This is a genomic window from Streptomyces sp. NPDC058000 (assembly GCF_042886435.1).
Classification (GTDB): domain Bacteria; phylum Actinomycetota; class Actinomycetes; order Streptomycetales; family Streptomycetaceae; genus Streptomyces.
Map to the genome: position 1 here is coordinate 116115 of NZ_JBHVQS010000019.1, position 23551 is coordinate 139665.

A 23551-nucleotide genomic window follows, 5' to 3' on the forward strand; every position below is an offset into this window, starting at 1 on the left:
CACGTCGATCACGTCGATCGCTCCGCCCACGTCGATCGCTTCGATCACTTCACACCCGGAAGATACAGACCTGCATCCAAATACAGAACTGAATATTTCTTCCGGGCTGCGCCGTAGGATGCCGCCGTGACACCCCAACGCAAGCGCCTGACCCGCGAAGAGAGCCGGCAGCAGACCCGCAGTCGCCTCCTGGCCGCCGCCGCCGAACTGTTCACCGAACGCGGCGTCAACGGCACCTCCGTCGAGCAGATCGCCGAACGCGCCGGCTACAGCCGCGGCGCCTTCTACGGGAACTTCGAGGACAAGGACGCCCTGGTCGCCGAGCTGCTCCAGCACCGCACCGACCGCGAACTGGAGGAGGTCCGCGCCCTCACCCAGAACGCCACCTCCGGCGCCGACACCCTCGACAAGCTCCGCGCCTGGAACCGCGCCCGCGCCCCACACCTGCCCGAATGGCTCGCCCTGCGCATGGAACTCGTCCTGCACGCCCTACGGAACGAGGAACTGCGCCCACTCCTCGGCGCACGCGAACACCTCGCCCGGGACGCCCACACCGCCGGCCTACAGCAGGCGTTCGCCGCCCACGACGTCACCCCGCCCGCGGACCCCGCATTCCTCGGCCTGATCGCCCACGCCCTGGAGGACGGGCTACTCATCCAGCGCCTCCTGGCCCCGGACGACATCCCGGACGACGTCGTCGTCGACGCCTACGCCCTACTCCTGCGCTCCTGGACCGCCCTCGCCCAACACCCACCCCGACCCGACAACAACCACCCCCAACCGCCCCAGCCCTCCTAAAACACGCCACACAAACCCAAAAAACACCACCACCACCACCCAGAAAATAAAAATCGCGATGCCGGGGCTGCCCCTCAACTTCACCGCAAAAACCCTGCGGACCAGAGGAAGCCACATTCAGTAGCTCCCGCTGGTCCACAGGGATTTCAGGGATTTCCGCGATTCACGTTCCGCTACGCCCTGGACGTGCCCGGCGCGTGCCGGCCAGGGCAGTGATCAGTTCCGACGGCGCCGTCGTTGACCGTAAGGGCCATGACTATCGTGGACGCGCCATTCCTCGTCGTAGATGTCCCGTTCCCCGCTCTCTTGCTTTCCTCCGGGCGTGGCGATCTTCTCGCCCCGTCCGACTTTCTTCAGCAACGAGTCGAGCGGATCGGGCTGCTCATCGCCGCCGAGCCGACGCCCGCTCTCGGGGAGAGGCCCAGGGCCAGGCGGCTTGAGCGCAACCCGCTGCACTCTGGAACTCTTTGGTGCGCAACTACGTGGCTCCGCCGGCGCGTTCGTCTCCGCCCTGCGGGGCGGTGAACCCGCCGTCTCGCGGCCCTTCGGCGGCTGGCTCGACCGAGCCTGCCGCCGTGCCTCGGAATCAGAAATCCCATCGGCTGCGCTCTTCGGATGCGGCGATGACGTACCACTCACCTGCTGGCCCCCACCTCGTCGAGTCGACTCAACGCACGGAAGAATTCTACCGGAATCAGCGGTAAAACAGGGGCGTTCGCACGGCTTTGCCGTTGACGATTCAGGCTCGCTCGAAGATTATTTCGGCTGCGCTGGAAAGCACATCCTGGCTGACGAATCGCCAGCCCTCCTGCTCGATTGCCGCAACGAGCGCATTTATGTGACGTCGCCACTCCCGCTTGGACGCCCTTAGGCCCAGAGGGGGTTGAACTCTGACGCGAAACCCCGGGGCGCCTTCCCTGTGCGCGCTTCTGGCATCGAGGACGAGGCTGTCAAAGTTGGGACCACGAGACACGCTTCCCTCCTGACTGCGAGGACCGGGCGAAGGGTCGTGGCGATGGCCCGCCTAGAAGCCGTACCGCGCTGGGGCCCGGTTCGTGGGTCGAGTGTGGACCCGCCGCCCGCGGCTGAGCAGCCCTGCTCCACAAGTGTTTCAACACCCGCACTTCCGGAATGCCCCCTCCCCCCGCCAGGCGTAGCGGGCCCCTCCCATGCCTCACCGAACCATGAGGGGCGGCGGCGCGGGTGTCCTCCGGTGAGGAGCGGGAGGAACTGGCAAGGCGGCGTACTCGGCCCTGCCTACTGGGCCGGCTCGGCCGCGTCAGCCGACCCTGCGTGCCCGCCGCCGAACACCTCCTTGACGAGCCTTTGCGCCGCCTTCTGGAATGCCGCTGCCATGGACAGCGCGGCGTCGTCGACATAGTTCAGCGCGGCGGTCAGGGTCTTGCTGCCGTCGGGCGTGCTGTACATCAGCGCGGCGTGGCCGGCCATACCGCCGTTGTGGGTGATGACGATGCCGCCGTTTTCGCCCGCGTCCTGCACGAACACCCCCAGGCCGTAACCGGCCTTGGATTCCGGCTTGCACATCTCGGCCAGCAGCGGGGCCGGCAGGAGCTTGCCGCCCATCAGCGCGGAGATGAACGTGTGCAGGTCCTGGGTGGTCGAGATCAGGTCTCCCCCGGTGGAGATCCAGGAGGGGTTCTGACGGGTGACGTCGACCGTCTTCTGCTGGCCGGCGTCCTCGTATCGGTAGTACGCGCGGGCGTGCGGCTCGGCGATCTCCGGACTGGTCTCCGGCACCACGGTGTCCGACAGCCCGAGCGGCCCCAGGATCAGCCGCTGCATCTCCTCGGCGAGCGAGTGGCCGGTGACCTTCTCGATCAGGAGCCTGGCCAGCACGTAGTTGGTGTTGGAGTAGCTCCAGTCCGTCCCCGGCGCAAACCGCGCCGGCTTGGACAACGCCAGCCGTACCAGCTCTTCCGGCCGGTAGGTCTTGAACCGGTTGTCCACCCACTCCTTGCCCGTGGTCGTGGCCGGGATCCCCGGCGCGAACGTCCCGTCCTCGTAGTACTCGCCGGTGAAGTTGAACACCCCGCTGGTGTGCTGCAACAGCATCCGCACCGTGATCTTCGGGTCCAGCCCGAACTCGGGCAGGTAGTCGGCCGCCGGGACGTCCAACCCGATCGCGCCCTCGGCCACCAGTTGCAGCACCACGGTCGCGGTGAAGGTCTTGGTGTTGCTGCCTACCCGCACGTGCCCGTTGGTCGGCGGCTTCGCGGTCTCGCCCAGCTTGCGCACCCCGGCGCTGCCGACCCACTCGCCCCGCTCGTCGTGCACGCGCATCGTCACCCCGGTGAAACCGGATTCGACCATCTCCTCGATGGCCTTCTGCAGCTCCGGGCGGTCCTGGTCGGCAAGAGTGAGGGACATGACGGTGCTCCTTGAGAACTATTGAGAACTGTTGCGGAATTCGACTGATCTGAACTGACCTGAACTGACCTGACGGGATCGCCGTGTCTGAGGGGTGCCCCTCTTACAAGCTGCGGGCGGTGATGTCGCCGTAGGCGGTGGTCGCGTGGATGTTCAGGCCGGCGGTGGCGCCGTCGGTGTTCTTGAGGGCGTTGTGGATCCGGCCGTAGGCGGTGCCGGCGTCCAGCGAGGCGGAGACTCCGCGGGCAGCGCCGATGGAGATGCCGCCGTGCTCGGTGCGCAGCGTGACCGTGCCGCGCACGGCCTCGGTGATGCGGAGGTCTCCCTTTTGGGTGCTGATCTCGCCGGGGCCGCCCAGGCGGCCGACCGAGACGTCGCCGGCCTGGAGGGTCAGGTGGGCGCTTGCGGTCTCGTCGAGCTTGATCGAGCCTTGTGCGCCCTCGAATGAGACGTCGCCGAGCTGCCCGACGCCCCTCAGTTCGGCGAGGGCCGCCTTCGCCTCGATCCGGGAGCCGGCGGGCAGTTGGACGGTCACCTCAATGGATCCGGAAGAGCTGAGGATCCGGTTGGTCGCCGCCGGGTTCTCGATCCGCAGGACGCCGTCGCCGTATGCGACCTCGGTCTGCTCCGCCGCCTTCACGTCGCGGCTCTTGGAGGCGTCCGCGGGCAGGATCTCGACCGTGGTGTCGGCCCGGTCGGTGGCGATGAACCGGATGTGTCCCGCGGGAATGTCGAGGACGGCCGAGACCGGGGCGGGGGTGTCGAACTTCTGCGTCGTGCTCCGGGTCTTCTGCATCGTGCGCTCCTTGGGTCCGTTGTTTCCGACAACAGAAACGCTACGTTGCATTCACGAGACCGGCAACGGCTTCGTTGCACACAATCCACATCACCGCAGGTAGGCGCCGCCAAATCATTGCAACGATCCTAAATCTAACGCAACGACCCCGAGTGCATTCGTTGCACTTGATTGAGAATGAACGCTACGATGGGGACACCACGGACCACGAAGGAGACCGCGATGCCGGGAGGCAGACTCACCCAGCCCGAACGCCAGCAGATCGCGTCGGGACTGGCCGACAGCCTCACCTACGCGGAGATCGCCCGACGTCTCGACCGTCCGACCTCGACCATCACGCGCGAGGTCATGCGCAACGGCGGCCCCACCGCCTACCGCGCCGAGCTCGCCCACCGCGCCACCGAACGCCGCGCCCGCCGGCGCAGGCAGACCGCGCCCCGAGGGCCGCATGCGCCCCCGCAGGCCCACGGACGCGACGTGGAGGCGGTGCGCGAGTACGAGGAGACGTTCACGGACGTCTTCATGCAATCGGGCCTGCCCAAGATGACGGCCCGGGTGCTGGTCGCCCTCTATACCACCGACGCCGGCAGCCTCACCGCCTCCGAACTCGCCCAGCGCCTCCAGGTCAGCCCGGCATCCGTCTCCAAAGCGGTCACGTTCCTCGAAAGCCAGGGCCTCATCCGCCGGGAACGCGACGAACGCCGCCGCGAGCGCTACGTCGTCGACGACGACGTCATGTACCAATCCACGATGGCCAGTGCCCGCGGCACCGCCCACCTGGGCGAGATCGCCCGGCAGGGCGTGGGCGTCCTCGGCCCCGACACCCCGGCCGCCGCCCGCCTGGAGAACATCGCCCGCTTCGTCGACTTCGTCTCCGAGAGCATCGCCCGCGCCGCGGACCAGGCCCGCGAGATCCTCCACACCAAACCCGAAAAGGCTTCGGACAAGGCCACCTGAGCCCCCTTCAGTCCGCGGACAGGCAGCCTCGGCAACCACCACCGGAACATCAACCGAGCGGTCACGTACACGAGCCAGCCACCGAACCTCGAATCAAACAAGGAATCCGAAGCCGACGGCGCCGGGGAATCCACCCCTGACCCCGACCCTGGCGCCCCATCCCCCCACCCACCGCGCAGGCACCACGCACGCACCACACACGCAAACGGCCCCGGACAAGGAGTCCGAGGCCGAACAAGACGCCTCCCCGGGAGAGAAACCCCAGGTCAGCGACTCAATGCGCAGAGCCCCCTGTCGGATTCGAACCGACGACCTTCGCTTTACAAGAGCGGTGCTCTGACCAGCTGAGCTAAGGAGGCGTGCCGGATGAAGTGTACCTAGGCACGCCCGATGCCCGTTGCCTTATTCGGCGGCCGCTCCGTCGTCGCCCTCGTAGCCGCTCGCCTCCCCTCGCCTCCCCCGCCCCGCCCCGCCGTAGGTACGCCGTAGACACGCCATGGCCGCCCCGCAGCCCCGGCATCGCGCCGCGCCCCGCCGAACGACCGCATTTCGTGACCGCGCACCTACTGACACCCGGCTCCGGCGCAGGTAGCGTCACCAGCGGTTTGCCGCTGTGGACTACACCACTTCGCGTGGTGCGCCTCCCCGGCGGCGGGCCGCCCACTCCTTTACTCGGATCGTCCGGCACGTTCCTGCCGGTGAAGGGACACACCATGGCAACGGTCACGTACGACCAAGCGACCCGGATCTACCCGGGTTCCGACAAGCCCGCCGTCGACAAGCTCGACATCACCATCGAAGACGGCGAGTTCCTCGTTCTCGTCGGGCCCTCCGGATGCGGCAAATCCACCTCGCTGCGGATGCTCGCGGGGCTGGAGGACGTCGACGAGGGCGCCATCCGCATCGGTGACCGGGACGTCACCCACCTGCCGCCCAAGGACCGGGACATCGCCATGGTGTTCCAGAACTACGCGCTGTACCCCCACATGACAGTCGCCGACAACATGGGCTTCGCCCTCAAGATCGCCGGTGTGCCGAAGGCCGAGATCCGGCAGAAGGTCGAGGACGCGGCGAAGATCCTGGACCTGACAGAATACCTCGGGCGCAAGCCGAAGGCGCTCTCCGGCGGCCAGCGGCAGCGGGTCGCGATGGGCCGCGCCATCGTCCGCGAGCCCCAGGTGTTCCTCATGGACGAGCCGCTGTCCAACCTGGACGCCAAGCTGCGGGTGCAGACCCGTACGCAGATCGCCGGACTCCAGCGCCGCCTCGGCACCACCACCGTCTACGTCACCCACGACCAGGTCGAGGCCATGACCATGGGCGACCGGGTCGCGGTCCTCAAGGACGGACTCCTCCAACAGGTCGACTCGCCGCGCAACATGTACGACCGCCCGGCCAACCTCTTCGTGGCCGGCTTCATCGGCTCGCCCGCCATGAACCTCATCGAGGTGCCGATCACCGACGGCGGGGTGAAGTTCGGCAACAGCGTGGTGCCGGTCAGCCGGGAGGCACTGGCCGGCGCCGAGGGCGACAAGACCGTGACGGTCGGCATCCGGCCCGAGCACTTCGACGTCGTCGAGCAGAACGGCGCGGCCGCCAAGTCGCTGTCCAAGGAGGCCACGGACGCCCCGGCCGGCCTGCCGGTGACGGTCAACGTCGTCGAGGAACTGGGCGCCGACGGCTACGTCTACGGAACGGCCGAGGTCGGCGGGACGGTCAAGGACCTGGTCGTACGGGTCAACGGCCGCCAGGTCCCGGCCAAGGGCGCCCGGCTGCACGTGGTCCCGCAGCCGGGCGAGACCCACGTCTTCTCCACCTCGACGGGAAAGCGACTGACCGACTGACCCCACTGGCCGGCTGACGGCCGACGGGCCGGGCGGGGCCACCGGGCCCCGCCCCGGGCGGGTTTACCGCGGCGGCGGTGTGGGGTATTGCGCGTCCCCACATCGCCGCCGCGGCGCGTCCGGACCACGGAGGCCCCGCGCCCGCAAGCCCGCGGAGGGATGCCGCAGACCCCGCCACACCCCGCGAAATCCGCCCCGGAGGCGGCTTTTCGTACCAGTGCGTCAACCCAACAACCGCACCGACGAGCCATTCCGTCCCCCAATAAGGTGACCGAATGTCGCCAAATCATCACCCCTCGCTACCATCACGACCGTGAACTCCGCAGCCCGCCGTATCGGCCGAACTCTCGCCCTCGTCCTGCCCGTCGTCCTCGTGCTCTCCGGGACCCTCGCGGTCACCCGCGTCCCGTGGGCGTCGAAGACCTCCGAGTCGCAGGTACTCGCCGCCTCCTCCGGGAAGGTCTCCACCCAGGCCGGCCCCCGCGCCGCCCAGGACGTCCTCCGGGACCGCCTCCTGGTGGAACTCCAGGAGAAGGACCCCGGCGTCGCCCTGACACACCTCCAGGAGGCCACCACCGCCCGGCCCTCACTGGCCAAGCACTGCGCCTCCATCGCCCGTGCCCTCGGCCGCGCCGCGGTCGCCAAGTACGGTGCCGCACACCGCGCCCAGGCGTTCTCCCGCCCGGTCTGCGACACCTCCTTCGCCACCGGCGTGGCCGCCGCCCAGTGACCGTCGCTCGCACCGCATAGGGTGCGAACCATGACCGGCGCCCCACTTTCGTACCCCACGCAGGCCGTGGTCCTGGCCGGCGGCCAGGGCTCCCGTCTCCGCCCGTACACCGACGACCGACCCAAGCCGATGGTCGAGATTCCCGGCACCGGGACCCCGATCATCGGCCATCAGCTGAACTGGCTCGCCGAGGAGGGCGTCACCGACGCCGTCATCTCCTGCGGGCACCTCGCCGAGGTCCTCCAGGACTGGCTGGACCGGACCCGACTCCCCTTGCGCGTCACGACCGTTGTGGAGACCGAGCCACTGGGCCGCGGCGGCGGTCTGAAGTACGCCGCCGGTTCCCTGCCCCGCCCGGACGAGCCCTGGTACGCCACCAACGGCGACGTCTGGACCCGCTTCCCGCTCCGCGAGATGGCCGCCTTCCACCACGAGCGCGACGCCGCCGCCACCCTGGCGCTGGCCCGCCCGCGCATCCCCTGGGGCGCCGTCGAGACCGACGCCTTCGGGCACGTCCTGGACTTCATCGAGGCCCCGCCCTCCCCGTATCTGATCAACGCGGGCGTCTACGTCTTCTCCTCGGTCTTCACCGAGTTGCTGCCCACCCAGGGCGACCACGAGCGCACCACCTTCCCGCGCCTCGCCCGGGAACGCCGCCTGGCCGGCTATCCGCTCCCCCAGGGTGCCTACTGGCGCGCCATCGACACCGCCAAGGACCTCACCGAGGCCGCCAAGGAGTACGCCGCACAGGCCCGTTGAGCCCCAGGGCGGCGCACGCTCCCCGCGGCCGTCGAGCCGCCCCCTGCGCCCGCGGCGCTCCCGGACACCCACCGACGCCGCACCTCTCCCCAACGCGACGCACCCCCACTCGGACGCGCCGCAACGCACCGCGGCCGACGGCCCCTCGACGCAGTCGCCACGCAGTCCTCCCGATCAACACAGTCGTCCCCGACCGCCCACCACCCCCGGCCCTGGGGCCGTGAGGGATCGGAGCGATCGGGGACGCGTCGTACGGACCAGGTGCCGGTCCCGTAAGGGGGTCAGCCCAGCAGTCCGCCGAGGGTGCTGCCGCGGCCGGAGTCGCCGCCGGGGGTGCCGCTGCTGGAACTACCGGTCGTGCCGCCGCCGGTGCCCGGCGTCTGGGTGCGGGCCGGGGCGTGGGCCGGGGCCGAGTGCTGCGGGGCGCTGGTGGTCGCGCCGGGCCGGCGGGCCGAGCCGGTGCGGCCACCGGCCGAGGGGGTGCCGGGGGCCGAGGCGGACGGCAGGCCCGCCTGGTGGGTCTTGTGGGAGGCGCCCGCGGAGGGCGTGCCGGGGTGGTGCGGGGTGTGGTGGCCGGGGCGGGAGGCGCCGTGGCCGGTGCTGGGCAGGGGCGAGCCGGGAAGGTTGTTGATCGCGGGCTCGCCTGGCCGCGGCACGGTCGGGACCCGTGCGGTCCGCACGGCACCGCCCAACAGGGAGCCGACGAGCAGGGTCAGGCCGGCCACCACCGCGGTCATCACGGCGCCGCGGCGCAGCACCCGGCGGCGCAGCGCCCCGACCTCGACGCGCGGGCCGAGCCGCCGCCACGCCTCACCGGCGAGCCGGGCGTCCATGGAGTAGACCGGGGCACCCGCGATGATCAGCGGGCTCCAGGCGGCGAGGTAGATGATGTCGGGGGCGTCGTAGGCGGGGAGGGTGCGCCAGCTGACGGTCATCAGCAGCGCCGCGGAGAGCAGCGCGCCGAACGAGGCGGCGACCCGCTGCCACAGTCCGCAGATGGTCAGCACGCCCACCACGACCTGGAGGAAGGCCACCGTCAGCCCGGCGCCGATCGGGTGCGCGACCGCGAAGTCCCGCAGCGGAACGGCCAGTTCCCAGGGGTGGAGGGAGAGCAGCCAGGTGACCATCGAGCCGCGCTGGCCGCCGTCGAAGTAGACGGGGTCGCAGAGCTTGCCCATGCCGGCGTAGACGGAGATCAGGCCGAGGAAGATCCGCAGCGGGAGCAGGACGACGCCGAGGTTCATCCGGCGGCCGGGGTAGTACGCGTGCCGCACGCTGTCGCCGCCGCGCCGTCTGGCCCCGGTGTCGTGGAGCTCGCGTGCCTCGAACCGCTCGTCGTCGGCGCCGTCCGCGCCGTCGCCGTACCGCGGGCCGGGGAACGGTCCGGGCAGGGCGCGGGTGCCGCGCGGGAGGGTGTCCTCGCCGTCGACGGGGCCGCGCTGGCCGATGACGGTGGAGGCGGGGGTGTCGCCGAGCCGGACCCGGGGCAGGACCTGGGTCGTGCCGATGTCCTCGGCCGGGCCGGAGTCCAGGCCGACGCCCGCGTCGCGCACCGCGTGCAGGAGCTGGGTAGTGGCGCCGGCCGCGCTGCCCGGTTCGGTGCGGCCGCTCCAGACCACGGGCGTGCGGCGTCTGGGCGGCGATCCCCGGAGGGCGGGGACGCGCGCGGTCTCGGCCAGGGCGCCGGCGACCACGGGAGCGGCGAGCTGTACGCGGAAGCTGGCGTGGTTGACGATGACCTGCGCGGGATCGCACGGCACCTTGACCGAGCTCAGGACCGGCTCGTCTTCAAAGCTCGACGAGCGTCCCCCCGTAGGCGTGCGGGGTGTTCTGGTGTCCACGCTCATCTAACCGAGTGACCCGCGGTTAAGACACTGCCTTGACCGGCTCGATCTGTCCGAGACCCGTCAAAAGATCACGTGATACGGCGAGGACGCACGGAGCGTCATGTTGTGCCCCGGGCCGGCGGCGATGCGGCGCCAGCCGGCCCGGGGCACAGCCGGGAACACCCGGCGACGGCCACGGTCAGCCGCGGCGGCGCGCCGCCTCCCAGAGCACCACACCGGCCGCGACACCGGCGTTCAGCGACTCCGCGCCACCCGGCATCGGAATCCGCACGCGCAGGTCACAGGTCTCGCCGACGAGCCGCGACAGGCCCTTGCCCTCGCTGCCGACGACGATGACGACCGGGCCGTCCAGGACCTCCAGGTCCTGGAGCTCCACGTCCCCGTCCGCGGCCAGGCCGACCACCGTCAGTCCGGCCTTCTGGTACGACTCCAGGGTCCGGGTCAGGTTGGTGGCCCGGGCCACCGGCGTACGGGCCGCGGTGCCCGCCGACGTCTTCCAGGCACCGGCCGTCATCCCGGCCGCCCGACGCTCCGGGACGACCACGCCGTGGCCGCCGAAGGCCGACACGGACCGGACCACCGCACCCAGGTTGCGCGGGTCGGTGACACCGTCCAGCGCGACGATCAGCGGGTCCTCACCGTCGTCGAGGGCGGCCGCGGCCAGGTCCTCGGGGTGCGCGTACTCGTACGGCGGGATCTGGGCGACCAGGCCCTGGTGGTTGAGGCCGTTCGTCATCCGGTCGAGCTCGGCCCGCGGCGCCTCCAGGAGGTTCAGCCCGAGCTCGTTGGCGAGCTGGAGCGCCTCGCGCACCCGCTCGTCGTTGTCGATGAACTGCTGCACGTACAGGGTGGTCGCGGGCACGCCCTCGCGCAGCGCCTCGACGACCGGGTTGCGGCCGACGACCAGCTCGGCGGTGCCCTTGGCGCCACCGCGCCGCGGGGCCGGCCGGCGGCTCGCGGCCTGCTTCGCCTTGGCGTTGGCGACGCGGTTCTTCACATGCCCCTTGCGGGCGGACGCGGGCGGGGTCGGGCCCTTGCCCTCCAGGGACCGGCGCCGCTTACCGCCACTGCCGACCTGAGCGCCCTTCTTGTTCGACGTGCGGCGGTTCCTGCGCTGGCTGTTGCCGGCCATGGGTCACCTGTTTCTCACTGCTCTCGACGTCTCGCGACGTGGAGTGGGTACGTACGTATGGATTGAGTGTCGCCCGCAGCCACCGGGAAGGGCGAATCCGGCTGGTGGCCGGGGGTGCGGCCGGCCCCCGGGACGGTCCCCGGGGCCCGGCTCAGGACAGCGACCAGCGCGGACCCGACGGGGTGTCCTCGATGGTCAGACCGGACTGCTGGAGCTGGTCGCGGATGGCGTCGGCGGTGGCGTAGTCCTTGCGGGCCCGGGCGCTCTGCCGCTGTTCCAGGACGAGCCGGACGAGGGAGTCCACGACCCCGTGCAGGTCCTCGCCGCGGTCCGCACCGCCGCCCGACCAGCGCTCGTCGAGCGGGTCCAGGCCGAGCACCCCGAGCATCGCCCGCACCTCGGCCAGCCGGGCCACCGCGGACTCCTTGTCGTCGGCGGTCAGCGCGGAATTGCCCTGCCGGACGGTGGTGTGCACGATCGCCAGCGCCTGCGGGACGCCCAGGTCGTCGTCCATCGCCTCGGCGAACGCCAGCGGCACCTCGGCCGCCGGCTCGACGACCCCGGCCTTTTCCACGACGCGCTGGACGAACCCCTCGATCCGGGCGAACGCCGACTCGGCCTCGCGCAGCGCTTCCTCGCTGTACTCGATCATCGAGCGGTAGTGCGGGGTGCCGAGGTAGTAGCGCAGCACGATCGGCCGCCAGCGCTTGACCATCTCCGAGACCAGCACGGAGTTGCCCAGCGACTTGGACATCTTCTCGCCGCTCATGGTCACCCAGGCGTTGTGCGACCAGTACGCGGCGAAATCGTCCCCGTACCCCTTGGCCTGCGCGATCTCGTTCTCGTGGTGCGGGAAGACCAGGTCGACGCCGCCGCCGTGGATGTCGAAGGCCGTGCCGAGGTACTTGTGGGCCATCGCCGAGCACTCCAGGTGCCAGCCCGGACGGCCGCGGCCCCAGGGGGTGTCCCAGCTGGGCTCGCCCTCCTTGGCCGCCTTCCACATGGCGAAGTCGCGCGGATCCCGCTTGCCGGTCTCGCCCTCGCCGGACGGCTGCAGGAGGTTGGCCAACTCCTGGTTGGAGAGCTGGAGGTACTCCGGGAAGGACCGCACGTCGAAGTAGACGTTGCCGTCGGCGGCGTAGGCGTGGCCGCGCTCGATCAGGCCGCGCATCATCTCGATCATCTCGGGGATGTGGCCGGTGGCGCGCGGCTCGTAGGTGGGGCGCAGGCAGCCGAGGGTGTCGTAGGCCGTGTTGAAGGCGACCTCGTTCTCGTAGCCGATCGCCCACCACGGGCGGCCCTGCTCGGCCGACTTATGGATGATCTTGTCGTCGATGTCCGTGACGTTGCGGACGAACGTCACGTCGTAGCCGCGGTAGGCGAACCAGCGGCGCATGATGTCGAAGTTGAGCCCGGACCGGATATGCCCGATGTGCGGTGCAGCCTGCACGGTCGCACCACAGAGGTAGATCGAGACACAGCCCGGCCGAAGCGGGGTGAAATCGCGAATCTGCCGGGCGCTGGTGTCGTACAGGCGAATCGTCACGGGACCAGGGTAGTCGGAACGCGGGAGTGCCCCGTGCCCTATTGAGCACGGGGACACGGAAGCATCTCAGCTGTCCGATTCGCCGGTTATTCCGTACGGAGTCCTTCCGCGCGGCGACGCTCCGCCGCCCGGGGGAAACGGCTCAGATGCGCCCGACCACCTTCCGCGGGGTGATCCGGACCACGACCCGCTGGTCGTCGTCGGCCGAGGCCGGGTTGAACTCCGCGTACGACTTGCCGGTGTACTTCCTCGACAGCTCGTCGATCAGCTCCTGCCCGCCCTCGGTGCTGAGGCTGGCGGTGCCGCGGATCTCGGCATAGCCGTACGGCGCGTCAAAGGGCTGGAGGACAACCGAGACCCGCGGGTCGCGGCGGAGGTTCCGCTCCTTCCGGCGGCCGACGGTCGTCGAGATCAGCAGGTCGTCGCCGTCCCGCTTCACCCAGACCGGGGAGAGCTGGGGGCTGCCGTCCGGCTGGATCGTCCCCACCGTCACGAAGACCGGGGAGTCGAGCAGCTCCTTGAGGTTGTCGGAGAGCGTTGCAGTCACGAAGGATCCTTCCCGCGGGCCGAACCATGGGCTTCCATGGGCTTCCGATGGACACCACTACCCCGGATTCTTCCCCAACGCCCTTTGCGGCGCCGGACATTCCCGCAGGGTGCGGCCCGATCGGCGGAACGCCCCGGTTCGGCCCGGAGGCCACCTCAGCCGGTGCGCACCACCAGGGCGGTGGCGATCGCGGCCAGCCCCTCGGCGCGACCGGTCAGCCCCAGCCCGTCCGTCGTGGTGCCGGAGACCGAGACCGGTGCCCCGACCGCCGCCGACAGCGCCCGCTGCGCCTCGTCCCGGCGCTTGCCGACCTTCGGCCGGACGCCGATGACCTGCACCGCGACGTTGCCGATGGCGAACCCCTCGGCCCGCACGATCCGCGCCGCCTCGGCCAGCAGCGTCACCCCGGAGGCACCGGACCACTCCGGGCGGGAGGTGCCGAAGTGCGCGCCGAGGTCACCGATGCCGGCCGCGGAGAACAGCGCGTCGCAGGCGGCGTGCGCGGCCACGTCGCCGTCGCTGTGCCCGGCCAGGCCGTAGCCGTCGCTCTCCGCGGCGTCCCAGAGCAGCCCGGCGCACCACAGCGGGCGCCCCTGCTCGAAGGCGTGCACATCGGTACCGACCCCGACGAGGGGCAGGCCGGGCAGTGCGGGAATCCGCGCGTACGTGTCAGCCGACGCATCAGACGTAGCCATCGGTGGCCCTCCTCCGGGCGAGTACGGCCTCGGCCAGGACGAGGTCCAGCGGCCGGGTCACCTTGAACGCTTCCTCGTGGCCCGGGACGAGCACCACCGGCTCCCCGAGCCGCTCCACCAGCCCGGCGTCGTCGGTGGCGCCCTCGCCTTCCACGACGGCCTCGTGCGCCTTGTGCAGCGTCGACAGGTCGAAGCCCTGCGGGGTCTGCACAGCCCGCAGCAACGACCGCTCCGGGGTGCCGACCACCGGCTCCGGGGTGCCCTGGGGGCGCGGCTCGACCTGCTTGACGGTGTCGGCCAGCGGCAGCGCGGGAACCACGGCCGGGGCGCCGGCGCGGACCGCCTCGATCACCGCGTCCACGGTCTCGACCGGCACCAGCGGACGCGCCGCGTCATGGACCAGCACCACGTCGATGCCGTCCGGCAGCGCGGCCAGCCCGAGCCGGACGGATTCCTGGCGGGTGGCACCGCCGGGGACCACGGTCAGTTCGGTGCGGTCGGCGAGCGGATGGGCGTCCAGCAGGCGGCGCACCTCGTCGGGGCCGTCCGGTGGGGCGACCACGACGATGTGCGTGACGGCCCGCGAGGCGGCCATCGCGCGGACCGCGTGGACCAGCATCGGGGTGCCGCCTAGGGTGCGCAGCGCCTTGGGGGTGCCGGGACCGAGCCGGACACCGCGGCCGGCGGCGGGGATGACCGCGGCGGTACGGGCCGGGGTGGTGCGGGCCCGGGGGGAAGGATCTGACATCGATGGCTCCGGAGTCCGGGCGAGCCCGGAATTGGGGCAGACAGGTTTGTTTCCTCGGGCGAGGTGGGTATGGCCTGGGAGTGCCGGGCGTTATGCCTTGACCGGAACCCTTCCGTGACAGCGGTCGGGGCAGCAGCCCGAGCCCGGCACGCCACTGGACGCGCCCCTTGCTCGAAGAGCTTGGGGGAGGGTCCGGCGGGCTTCACCGAGGAAGCCGCCGCCGGCTCGGCGTCCGGCCTTCCCACGCACCGCCCGCAGATATGCCGCAGCGCCCGGCAACAGACCCTCCGTTCGGGGGTCGTCACTCGGGCACCGCGGCATTGCTACGTTGCTGCTGTGTCGTCACATGCGTCGTCGTCACACTGCGTCGTCACAGTCAGCCGTGCGCGTCGTCAGGACGCGAGGACCTCGTCGAGCAGGGCCTCGGCCTTGTCTTCGTTGGTGTTCTCCGCGAGGGCCAGCTCGCTCACCAGAATCTGGCGGGCCTTGGCGAGCATCCTCTTCTCACCGGCGGAAAGTCCGCGCTCGCGCTCACGTCGCCACAGGTCACGGACGACCTCGGCGACCTTGATCACGTCGCCAGAAGCGAGCTTCTCAAGATTTGCCTTGTAGCGACGGGACCAGTTCGTCGGCTCTTCGGCATACGGTGCACGCAGCACCTCGAAGACCCGATCCAGTCCGTCCTGACCAACCACATCGCGTACGCCGACGAACTCCGCGTTGTCCGCTGGCACACGAACAGTCAAGTCGCCCTGGGCGACCTTCAGCACCAAGTAGGTCTTGTCCACGCCTTTGATCTGGCGAGTTTCGATGGCCTCGATCAGCGCGGCCCCGTGATGGGGATAGACCACGGTGTCGCCAACCTTGAACGTCATGTGACAGGTACCCCTTCCGTGGCTATCCATGCTAACACGGGAACGGGCCGTTCTGAATGGCGTTTTCGCAGGTCAGGGCATATCTCGGGGCTTGACAACAGCGACCGGAACGTGCTTCGAGGGGGCTCTTGGCGCAGGTATTCGCAGGTCGGAGGGGCTTCCCGGGGGCACTGAATGCCGCCTGCGGCACACCGGAAACACAATGATCAACGGGTTGAACGTCCCGATTTGCACCGATCCGCATGAGCGAGTTCCGCTACTCCGTTCGGATGCTTGCCGGCGACTCGGGCGCGATTCCCGAAATTGATCAACGGCTCCGTACGGCGGTGTGTGATCAATTTCGGGCGGCATGTGCATTCCTTGTGAATACCGCTTTTCGCCGGGGGAAACACCACGGCCGCCACTCGAACAGCCGCCTGCCGAATATGCCACCCAGTTCTCCGGAGATCGCCACCGAGATCCGCCCGAGATCGCGTTCCGGAAATCCCGCCCCGGGGGTCTTCGGATCGTTCGCCCGGCACCGCCGCAGCGGGCGGCCCCGGGCCGGCCGGGAGGGGCGTGATCGCGTAGGGGGCGGGTCGGGTGCGGCACCGCGAGGACGGCTCGGTAACCTAGCGGCGCTGACCCACCCTTAGGGCGGCTTTACGTGCCCGTCGCCATGACGCGTGCGCAACGTCGCCCCAGCCGTCCATCCGCGACCGGGCACGAACGTTCGGCCGCCGTAGTTCGTCAAGGAGATGCCGCCGCCGTGAGCCGCAGCCTTCGACGCGGCGTCCTCGCCGCCACCGTCCTCTCGCTCTCCGTCGCCACCCTTTCCGCGTGCGCTGCCGGGAACGACGCCCAGACGCTGGAGGTCAAGCCGGACAACGCCGAGACCAGCGTCGGCGACATCAAGATCCAGAACGTCAACGTCGTCACCCAGCCCGACGTCAACGCCACGGGCCCCGCTGCGATCACCGCCACGGTGTTCAACAGCGGCACCAAGGACCAGCAGCTGACCGGGATCGCGGTCGACGGCACCGGCCAGTCGGCCAAGCTGTCGTCCGTCAAGATCGAAGTGCCGGCCGGTGGCTCCGCCGTGATCGGCGGCAAGGGCAACCCCAGCGCGGTCCTGGAGAGCGGCCGGGAGGCCGTCCAGGACGGCAACCTCCAGCCGCTGACCTTCAGCTTCAGCGCCGCCGGCAAGGTGAAGATCGGCGCCTACGTCGTCCCGGCGAAGAACGTCTTCGAGAGCTACGGCCCTTCGGTGACGCCGCAGCCGTCCACCTCCGCGAGCGGTAAGCCCTCGCAGTCGGGCACGCCGAGCAACTCGGCCAGCCCGAGCAGCTCCGGTAAGCCCTCGGAGTCGGCGCACGCCGGTCACTGAGGCCCGCACCGCGTAAGCCACGTGAAGGGGCGCCCCTCCCGTCCGGAGGGGCGCCCCTTGCGCACGTCGATCGCCGGTGCGGCCTACGGCTCGAACTTGTAGCCCAGGCCGCGGACCGTCACCAGATAGCGCGGGGCCCCCGGGTCGGGCTCGATCTTGGCGCGCAGCCGCTTCACGTGGACGTCGAGGGTCTTGGTGTCGCCCACGTAGTCGGCGCCCCAGACGCGGTCGATCAGCTGCATCCGGGTCAGCACCCGGCCGGCGTTGCGCAGCAGCATCTCCAGGAGGTCGAACTCCTTGAGCGGCAGGTCGACCTTGCCGCCGGAGACCGTGACGACGTGCCGGTCCACGTCCATCCGGACCGGGCCGGCCTCCAGCGCCTGCGGGGCGACCTCCTCCGGCTCACCACGGCGGCGCAGCACCGCGCGGATCCGGGCGACCAGTTCGCGGGACGAGAACGGCTTGGTGACGTAGTCGTCGGCCCCTATTTCGAGACCGACGACCTTGTCGATCTCGCTGTCCTTGGCGGTCACCATGATGACCGGGACGTTGGAGCGGCCGCGCAGCTGGCGGCAGACCTCGGTGCCGGGCAGCCCCGGCAGCATCAGGTCCAGCAGGACGAGATCGGCGCCGTTGCGCTCGAACTCGTCCAGGCCGTCGGGGCCGGTGGCCGCCACGGCGACCTCGAAGCCCTCCTTGCGGAGCATGTACGACAGTGCATCGCTGAACGATTCCTCGTCCTCGACGACAAGCACTCGGGTCACGGAAGGACCTCCGGGGCTGGGTGAGCTGGGAGCGGATCGTTGAAGGTCTCGTACGGGCGGTCCTCGTCGTCGAGGCCCTCCGCAGTCAGGTCCGAGGGCCGTTCGCGATCGCGGACGGCGCCGGCTTCCGGGAGACGCAGGGTGAAGGTGGAGCCCTGTCCCTCAGCGCTCCAGACCGTGACCTCCCCGCCGTGCGAGGCGGCCACGTGTTTGACGATGGCGAGGCCGAGGCCGGTCCCGCCGGTGGCGCGCGAACGCGCCGGGTCCACGCGGTAGAACCGCTCGAAGATGCGGTCCCGGTCCTTCTCGGATATCCCGATGCCCTGGTCGGTCACCGCGATCTCGATCAGGTCGCCACCGGGTGAGGAGACCCGGCGGCCCGCGATCCCGACGCGGGTGCGCGCCGGGGAGTAGTTGACGGCGTTCTCTACGAGGTTGCCCAGGGCGGCGGCGAGCTGGCCGCGGTTGCCCCAGACCTGGAGGTCGGCGGTGCCGCCGGCGGCGATGGTGATCTGTTTGGTGCCCGCCTGCTGGCGGCAGCGGTCGACCGCCTCGGCGACCAGTTCGTCGACCGGAACGGACTCGGAGTCCTCCAGCGGGTCGTCGTTCTGCACCCGGGAGAGGTCGATGAGTTCCTGGACGAGGTTGGTCAGGCGGGTGGCCTCGTTCTGCATCCGGCCGGCGAAGCGGGTGACCGCCTCCGGGTCGTCGCTGGCGTCCATCACGGCCTCGGAGAGGAGCGAGAGGGCGCCGGTGGGCGTCTTGAGCTCATGGCTGACATTGGCCACGAAGTCGCGGCGGACCGCCTCGATGCGGCGGGCCTCCGTGAGGTCCTCGACCAGCAGCAGGACCAGCCGGGAGCCGAGCGGGGCGACCCGGGCGGAGACCGCGAGGGCGTCCCCGCGGCCGGTGCCGCGGCGCGGCAGGTCCAGCTCCACCTGGCGTATCTCCCCGTCCCTGCGAGTGTCGCGGGCCATCTGGAGCATCGGCTCGACGGCGAGCCGACCACCGCGGACCAACCCGAGCGCGTACGCCGCGGAGCTGGCCTTGACCACCGTGTCGGCCTCGTCGAGGACGACGGCGGAGGAGCGCAGCACCGACAGGACGGTGTCGACACCGGGCGGCAGGACCGCCTCGGTGTGCAGGGACGTACGGGTGGGCTTGGCCTGGTCCCGCTCACTCCAGCGGAACGCCAGCATGGCGAAGACGCCGGTGCAGAGCCCGGCTATCGCTGCCATCGCGGCGACGGCCGCGTCCACGTTCATGAATCCAGAGTATGTGCCGGGTCCGACACTCCCCCAGCGCTCGGAGCCGCCGCTCGGACACCCTTCGCCCAGAGTTCACCGAGGCGTCGGGGTCGGTTCACCCACCGCGACGGCGGGGCCGCCGGGGCGCCCTCGCGGCCGCAGCGGCGTCTCCCAGAGTTCACCTTCAGGTCGGTGGTGGTTCACCCCCGATGGCCCCGCACGTCGTGATCCGGCCGCACATTGAAGGTGCGGGGACCCGTCGGCGGCCGGTCCGTGGGAGCGTAGGCGCAACGGCCACCCCCCACTCATCACCACGCAGCATCCCCACACTCCCCGGAATCCCCGGAAGCACTCGGAATCCTCGAAGCGAGAGAAGGTCACTGATGCGGGACGCGTACCACGAGGAGCTGGACTCGATCAGCGAGGGCCTGGTCGAGATGGCCCGGCTCGTCGGCTCCGCGATCGGGCGCGCCACCACGGCGATACTCGATGCGGACCTGAAGCTGGCCGAAAACGTCATCGCCGCCGACGAGAAGGTCGACGACCTCCAGCGTGACCTGGAGGCGCGGGCCATCGCCCTGCTGGCCCGCCAGCAGCCGGTCGCCACCGACCTGCGGATCGTCGTCACCTCCCTGCGGATGAGCGCCGACCTGGAGCGCTCCGGCGATCTGGCCCAGCACGTCGCCAAGCTGGCCCGGCTGCGCTTCCCGCAGCGGGCCGTGCCGCGCGATCTGCACGCCACCATCCTGGAGATGGGGCAGCTGGCGCAGCGCCTGATGGCCAAGGCCGGCGAGGTCATCATCACCAAGGACGTCGACCTGGCGCTCCAGCTGGAGCAGGACGACGACGCCATGGACCTGCTTCACCGCGCGCTGTTCCAGCACCTGATGGACGACCGCTGGAAGCACGGCATCGAGACGGCCGTGGACGTGACCCTGCTCGGCCGCTATTACGAGCGCTTCGCGGACCACGCGGTCTCCGTGGCCAAGCGCGTCGTCTACCTCGTGACCGGCGAGCACGCCGACGAGATCTCCCCGCAGACGGCGGTGGAGGGCGCGTAACGTGCGCCCACGCGCCGTTGACGCGCCTGCGCACCCGGGCTTGCAATAGGCACCAGGTGACCCCAAGGAGGCGAATACATGGCACTCACGGCGGACTCCCCGACCCCCGCGTCCCAGGACGAGCCGACGGCCGTCGACCGGCCGCTGCTCCCGCTCCTCGGCGCGTGCGGTTGCGGCCCCAGTTGCGGTTGCGGCTGTCAGTCCGGTGGTCCGTGCCAATGCGGCGGCAACTGCTGACGAGCAGCTGCCACCGCGGCACGCAACGGCACGGCAACGGCACGGTGACAACGCGGCCTCGGTCCGCCCGATCGCTCTGATCGGCGGACCGGGGCCGCGACCGTATTGCTGCGCTGTTGCGTCGTCGCGTTCTGCGTCGCTGTGCTGTTGCGTTGTTGCGTTGTTGCGTTGTTGCGTTGTTGCGTCGCGGTGGGTCTCCGGGCGGCGTGTCAGACGCTGAGCGGTACGGGATGGATCTCGTCCGCCCTGTGCCCGGCCCGTTCGTGGACCCGCTGGACGGCGTCCGCCGAGGGGGCCTCGGACAGGCAGAACACATCACCGGACGCGGGGTCGGCCCAGGCGTGCTCGAAGTGGACGCCTTCCGCCCCCTCGATGGCGAGGTCCGCCTGGTGCGCCGCCTGGAGCTGCTCGGCCGTGACGCCCTTCATCCCGTGATGGACGTCCATGAACTTGGCCATGGGAATCGCCTCCCGAACACCACATGCCACATACCGGATGCCAGATGCCAGATGCCAGATGCCGACGAGTACGCCGGTTGCGCCTCTCTCATGGTTCCACTCCCGTTCGGGACCGCATCCGGGCCACGGGACGCAAAACCCCCGCCGGCGGCCGAGGCCGCGGGCGGGGGGGGAGCAGGCGAGGGCGTTACTTCTTCTTGCCCTGGTTCTTCACGGCCTCGATGGCGGCCTTGGCGGCCTCCGGGTCGAGGTAGGTGCCGCCGGGGGTGAGCGGGCGGAAGTCGGCGTCGAGCTCGTAGGAGAGCGGGATGCCGGTGGGGATGTTCAGGCCGGCGATGTCGGCGTCGGAGACCTGGTCGAGGTGCTTGACCAGGGCGCGGAGGCTGTTGCCGTGGGCGGCGACCAGCACCGTGCGGCCGGCGAGCAGGTCCGGGACGATGCCGTCGTACCAGTACGGCAGCATGCGCGTGACGACGTCCTTGAGGCACTCCGTCTTCGGGCGCAGCTCCGGCGGGATCGTCGCGTAGCGCGGGTCGTCGGACTGGGAGAACTCGGTGCCGTCCGCCAGCGGCGGCGGCGGGGTGTCGTACGAGCGGCGCCAGAGCATGAACTGCTCCTCGCCGAACTCGGCCAGGGTCTGCGCCTTGTCCTTGCCCTGCAGCGCGCCGTAGTGGCGCTCGTTCAGCCGCCAGCTGCGGTGGACCGGAATCCAGTGGCGGTCGGCGGACTCCAGGGCCATCTGCGCGGTGCGGATGGCGCGCTTCTGGAGGGAGGTGTGCACGACGTCGGGGAGCAGGCCGGCCTCCTTGAGCAGCTCTCCGCCGCGGACCGCCTCCTTCTCGCCCTTCTCGTTGAGATTGACGTCCACCCAGCCGGTGAACAGGTTCTTCGCGTTCCACTCACTCTCGCCGTGGCGGAGCAGGATCAGCTTGTACGGTGCGGTGGCCATGCGGTCGAGCGTAATCGACGCCGGGGGGTGGGCCGGCGCGCGGCTGTCACCTGCGCGGACAGGGGTGCGGGGCGCCCGGTGACGTTTGACGCTTCCGGTCAATTGAGTGGCTGCCCGACCATCCGGTTTGTAGTTTGCGCATAGCGACTGCGCCACTTACCGCATCGCCTCCAGACGGTTATCGGTCGGCTACCCGGCCGGCTTTCCGGCATCGAGCAGCACACCAGGGGGAACTGTCATGCCCACGCCCATCATCGAGCCTCGACCCCGGGGCCTGTCCCGGGTCCGGCGGGCCGCCGTGGAGAGCGTCTCCGGTCTGCCCCGGCAGTTCTGGTGGCTCTGGACCAGCACGCTGGTCAACCGGCTGGGTTCGTTCGTCGCCACGTTCCTGGCGCTCTATCTCACCGTCGAGCGCGGCTACTCGGCCTCGTACGCGGGGCTGGTCGGCGCGCTGTACGGGCTGGGTGGGGTGGTCTCGTCGGTGGGCGCCGGGGTGCTCACCGACCGGCTCGGGCGGCGGCCGACGATGCTGGTCGCGCAGGTGGCCACGGCGGCTTCGGTGGCGCTGCTGGGGTTCATGACCGATCCGGTGGCGATCGCCGCGGTGGCCGGCCTGGTCGGCATGGCGTCCAACGCCTCCCGGCCCGCGGTGCAGGCGATGATGGCGGACATCGTCGCCCCGGAGGACCGGGTCCGCGCGTTCTCCCTCAACTACTGGGCGATCAACCTCGGTTTCGCGGTCTCCTCCACCGCCGCCGGGCTGATCGCCGAACACGGCTACCTGGCCCTCTTCCTGGGCGAGGCCACCCTCGTGCTGGCCTGCGCGCTGGTGGTCTTCTGCAAGCTGCCGGAGTCCCGCCCGGAGGCGGGCGGGGCCGGGGACGCACCGGCGGACGCGGCCGGCCCCGAGCGGGTCTCGATGCTGACCGTGCTGCGCGACGGCCGTTTCATGACCGTCGTCGGGCTGAACCTCCTCCTGGCGCTGCTGTTCCAGCAGGCGTACGTCTCGATGCCGGTGTCGATGGGTCAGGCGGGCTTCTCCAGCGCCGACTTCGGGCTGGTCATCGCGGTGAACGGGGTGCTGATCGTGTTGTTGCAGATCCCGGTCACCCGCTTCATCGAGCACCGCAGCCCGGCGATGCTGCTCATCGGTTCGGCGCTGCTCGCCGGCTACGGCTTCGGGCTGACGGCGCTGGCCGGCTCGGTGGCCATGTACGCGGTCGCGGTCGCCGTCTGGACCCTCGGCGAGATCATCAACTCGCCCACCCAGATGGGCCTGGTGGTCCGCCTCTCGCCGCTCCACGGGCGCGGCCGCTACCAGGGCATGTACGCGCTGTCCTGGTCCGTCGCCTCGCTGACCGCCCCGCTGCTGGGCGGCACGGTCATCGACCACTACGGCGCCGACGTGCTCTGGGCCGGCTGCGCGGCCGTCGGCACGGTGGCCGCGCTGGGATACGGGCTGTTGCTGCGCAATCTGCCGGGGCGGGCGGCCGGTGCCGGTGCCGGTGCCGGTGCCGCGAACACGGGTGCCGTGACGGCCGGTTCCGCGGACGCCGGTTCCGCGGACGCCGGTTCCGTGACGGCCGGTACCGCGGACCCAGATGCCATGACGGCCGGTACCGCGGACGAGCGCGCCGGGACCGGGCGGACCGAAATCCCGTCGAACTCCTAGTGTCCTGCGCCAGTAGTTGATCGTTAGTTGTTGTGTGACCTCTTCTTCTGCTGGTGCGTCAGTTCCTCGTCGGGGCCCGAAGCTGGAGCCGTTGCTGCTCTGTGATGAGGAGCGGGCGGTGTTGGAGCGGTGGAC

The 23551-nt window shown here is 70.5% G+C and carries 21 protein-coding genes and 1 tRNA gene; 8 read left to right on the top strand and 14 right to left on the bottom strand.

Going from position 1 to position 23551, the window contains the following annotated elements:
• Nucleotides 1–126: 126 nt before the first annotated feature.
• Complete coding sequence (locus ACFVT2_RS20375; protein WP_390019627.1) at nucleotides 127–798, top strand: TetR/AcrR family transcriptional regulator; 672 nt, start codon at nucleotides 127–129, stop codon at nucleotides 796–798.
• 1257 nt (nucleotides 799–2055) lie between these two features.
• Here the strand turns inward: ACFVT2_RS20375 and ACFVT2_RS20380 are convergent.
• On the bottom strand, nucleotides 2056–3186 hold the full coding sequence (locus ACFVT2_RS20380) for a serine hydrolase domain-containing protein (protein WP_390019630.1): 1131 nt from the start codon (nucleotides 3184–3186) through the stop codon (nucleotides 2056–2058).
• A 103-nt stretch (nucleotides 3187–3289) separates the two neighbouring features.
• The gene (locus ACFVT2_RS20385; RefSeq protein WP_390019632.1) at nucleotides 3290–3982 is read right to left on the bottom strand and encodes a DUF4097 family beta strand repeat-containing protein; all 693 of its coding nucleotides are present in this window, start codon (nucleotides 3980–3982) and stop codon (nucleotides 3290–3292) included.
• A 222-nt stretch (nucleotides 3983–4204) separates the two neighbouring features.
• Between ACFVT2_RS20385 and ACFVT2_RS20390 the strand changes: the two genes are divergently transcribed.
• Nucleotides 4205–4939, top strand: a complete 735-nt coding sequence (locus tag ACFVT2_RS20390; protein WP_390019633.1) for a helix-turn-helix domain-containing protein — start codon at nucleotides 4205–4207, stop codon at nucleotides 4937–4939.
• Nucleotides 4940–5224: 285 nt separating this feature from the next.
• Here ACFVT2_RS20390 and ACFVT2_RS20395 read toward each other — a convergent pair.
• Nucleotides 5225–5298: transfer RNA gene (locus ACFVT2_RS20395), tRNA-Thr, on the bottom strand.
• Nucleotides 5299–5652: 354 nt separating this feature from the next.
• Between ACFVT2_RS20395 and ACFVT2_RS20400 the strand changes: the two genes are divergently transcribed.
• The 3 genes from ACFVT2_RS20400 to ACFVT2_RS20410 all read left to right on the top strand — a co-directional run bounded on the left by ACFVT2_RS20400 (nucleotide 5653) and on the right by ACFVT2_RS20410 (nucleotide 8272).
• Nucleotides 5653–6783, top strand: a complete 1131-nt coding sequence (locus ACFVT2_RS20400) for an ABC transporter ATP-binding protein (protein ID WP_390019637.1) — start codon at nucleotides 5653–5655, stop codon at nucleotides 6781–6783.
• A gap of 313 nt (nucleotides 6784–7096) precedes the next feature.
• Nucleotides 7097–7513 carry a hypothetical protein gene (locus tag ACFVT2_RS20405; protein ID WP_344582961.1) on the top strand — a complete coding sequence of 139 codons (417 nt, stop codon included), beginning with the start codon at nucleotides 7097–7099 and terminating at the stop codon, nucleotides 7511–7513.
• 30 nt (nucleotides 7514–7543) lie between these two features.
• On the top strand, nucleotides 7544–8272 hold the full coding sequence (locus ACFVT2_RS20410) for an NDP-sugar synthase (protein WP_390019639.1): 729 nt from the start codon (nucleotides 7544–7546) through the stop codon (nucleotides 8270–8272).
• Nucleotides 8273–8553: 281 nt separating this feature from the next.
• Here the strand turns inward: ACFVT2_RS20410 and ACFVT2_RS20415 are convergent, their stop codons facing one another.
• From ACFVT2_RS20415 to ACFVT2_RS20445, 7 genes are all read right to left on the bottom strand, one after another.
• Nucleotides 8554–10119: a DoxX family protein gene (locus ACFVT2_RS20415; protein WP_390019642.1), complete on the bottom strand. Its 1566-nt coding sequence runs from the start codon at nucleotides 10117–10119 to the stop codon at nucleotides 8554–8556.
• A 178-nt stretch (nucleotides 10120–10297) separates the two neighbouring features.
• Nucleotides 10298–11251, bottom strand: a complete 954-nt coding sequence (gene rlmB, locus ACFVT2_RS20420) for a 23S rRNA (guanosine(2251)-2'-O)-methyltransferase RlmB (RefSeq protein ID WP_390019644.1) — start codon at nucleotides 11249–11251, stop codon at nucleotides 10298–10300.
• Nucleotides 11252–11402: 151 nt separating this feature from the next.
• A complete protein-coding gene (cysS, locus tag ACFVT2_RS20425; RefSeq protein ID WP_390019646.1) occupies nucleotides 11403–12797 on the bottom strand; it encodes a cysteine--tRNA ligase in 1395 nt (464 codons plus the stop codon).
• Nucleotides 12798–12939: 142 nt separating this feature from the next.
• Nucleotides 12940–13344, bottom strand: coding sequence for a PPOX class F420-dependent oxidoreductase (locus ACFVT2_RS20430; RefSeq protein WP_390019648.1), 405 nt, complete (start codon nucleotides 13342–13344; stop codon nucleotides 12940–12942).
• Nucleotides 13345–13499: 155 nt separating this feature from the next.
• Nucleotides 13500–14039 (bottom strand): 2-C-methyl-D-erythritol 2,4-cyclodiphosphate synthase, encoded by a 540-nt coding sequence (gene ispF, locus ACFVT2_RS20435; protein WP_390019650.1) that lies wholly within the window; start codon nucleotides 14037–14039, stop codon nucleotides 13500–13502.
• Nucleotides 14026–14787: a 2-C-methyl-D-erythritol 4-phosphate cytidylyltransferase gene (ispD, locus tag ACFVT2_RS20440; protein ID WP_390019652.1), complete on the bottom strand. Its 762-nt coding sequence runs from the start codon at nucleotides 14785–14787 to the stop codon at nucleotides 14026–14028. The genes ispF and ispD overlap by 14 nt, the downstream gene beginning before the upstream one ends.
• Before the next feature lie 392 nt (nucleotides 14788–15179).
• Nucleotides 15180–15662: a CarD family transcriptional regulator gene (locus tag ACFVT2_RS20445; RefSeq protein ID WP_003953493.1), complete on the bottom strand. Its 483-nt coding sequence runs from the start codon at nucleotides 15660–15662 to the stop codon at nucleotides 15180–15182.
• Between the two features lie 748 nt (nucleotides 15663–16410).
• Here ACFVT2_RS20445 and ACFVT2_RS20450 point away from each other — a divergent pair.
• Entirely contained in the window at nucleotides 16411–17028 is a 618-nt protein-coding gene (locus ACFVT2_RS20450; RefSeq protein ID WP_390019655.1) for a DUF461 domain-containing protein, read from the top strand.
• Between the two features lie 83 nt (nucleotides 17029–17111).
• Here ACFVT2_RS20450 and ACFVT2_RS20455 read toward each other — a convergent pair whose 3' ends face one another.
• Together ACFVT2_RS20455 and ACFVT2_RS20460 are read right to left on the bottom strand one after the other, a co-directional pair.
• On the bottom strand, nucleotides 17112–17792 hold the full coding sequence (locus tag ACFVT2_RS20455) for a response regulator transcription factor (protein ID WP_016572018.1): 681 nt from the start codon (nucleotides 17790–17792) through the stop codon (nucleotides 17112–17114).
• Nucleotides 17789–19057: a sensor histidine kinase gene (locus ACFVT2_RS20460; protein WP_390019658.1), complete on the bottom strand. Its 1269-nt coding sequence runs from the start codon at nucleotides 19055–19057 to the stop codon at nucleotides 17789–17791. The genes ACFVT2_RS20455 and ACFVT2_RS20460 overlap by 4 nt, the downstream gene beginning before the upstream one ends.
• Before the next feature lie 365 nt (nucleotides 19058–19422).
• On the opposite strand from ACFVT2_RS20460, the gene phoU reads away from it, so the two are divergent.
• On the top strand, nucleotides 19423–20100 hold the full coding sequence (gene phoU, locus ACFVT2_RS20465) for a phosphate signaling complex protein PhoU (RefSeq protein ID WP_390019660.1): 678 nt from the start codon (nucleotides 19423–19425) through the stop codon (nucleotides 20098–20100).
• Nucleotides 20101–20546: 446 nt separating this feature from the next.
• Here the strand turns inward: phoU and ACFVT2_RS20470 are convergent, their stop codons facing one another.
• Both ACFVT2_RS20470 and ACFVT2_RS20475 read right to left on the bottom strand, forming a co-directional pair.
• The gene (locus ACFVT2_RS20470; protein ID WP_390019662.1) at nucleotides 20547–20795 is read right to left on the bottom strand and encodes an SCO4226 family nickel-binding protein; all 249 of its coding nucleotides are present in this window, start codon (nucleotides 20793–20795) and stop codon (nucleotides 20547–20549) included.
• A gap of 187 nt (nucleotides 20796–20982) precedes the next feature.
• Nucleotides 20983–21744: a phosphoglyceromutase gene (locus tag ACFVT2_RS20475; protein ID WP_390019665.1), complete on the bottom strand. Its 762-nt coding sequence runs from the start codon at nucleotides 21742–21744 to the stop codon at nucleotides 20983–20985.
• Between the two features lie 238 nt (nucleotides 21745–21982).
• On the opposite strand from ACFVT2_RS20475, the gene ACFVT2_RS20480 reads away from it, so the two are divergent.
• Complete coding sequence (locus ACFVT2_RS20480) at nucleotides 21983–23416, top strand: MDR family MFS transporter (protein WP_390019667.1); 1434 nt, start codon at nucleotides 21983–21985, stop codon at nucleotides 23414–23416.
• Nucleotides 23417–23551: the final 135 nt, after the last annotated feature.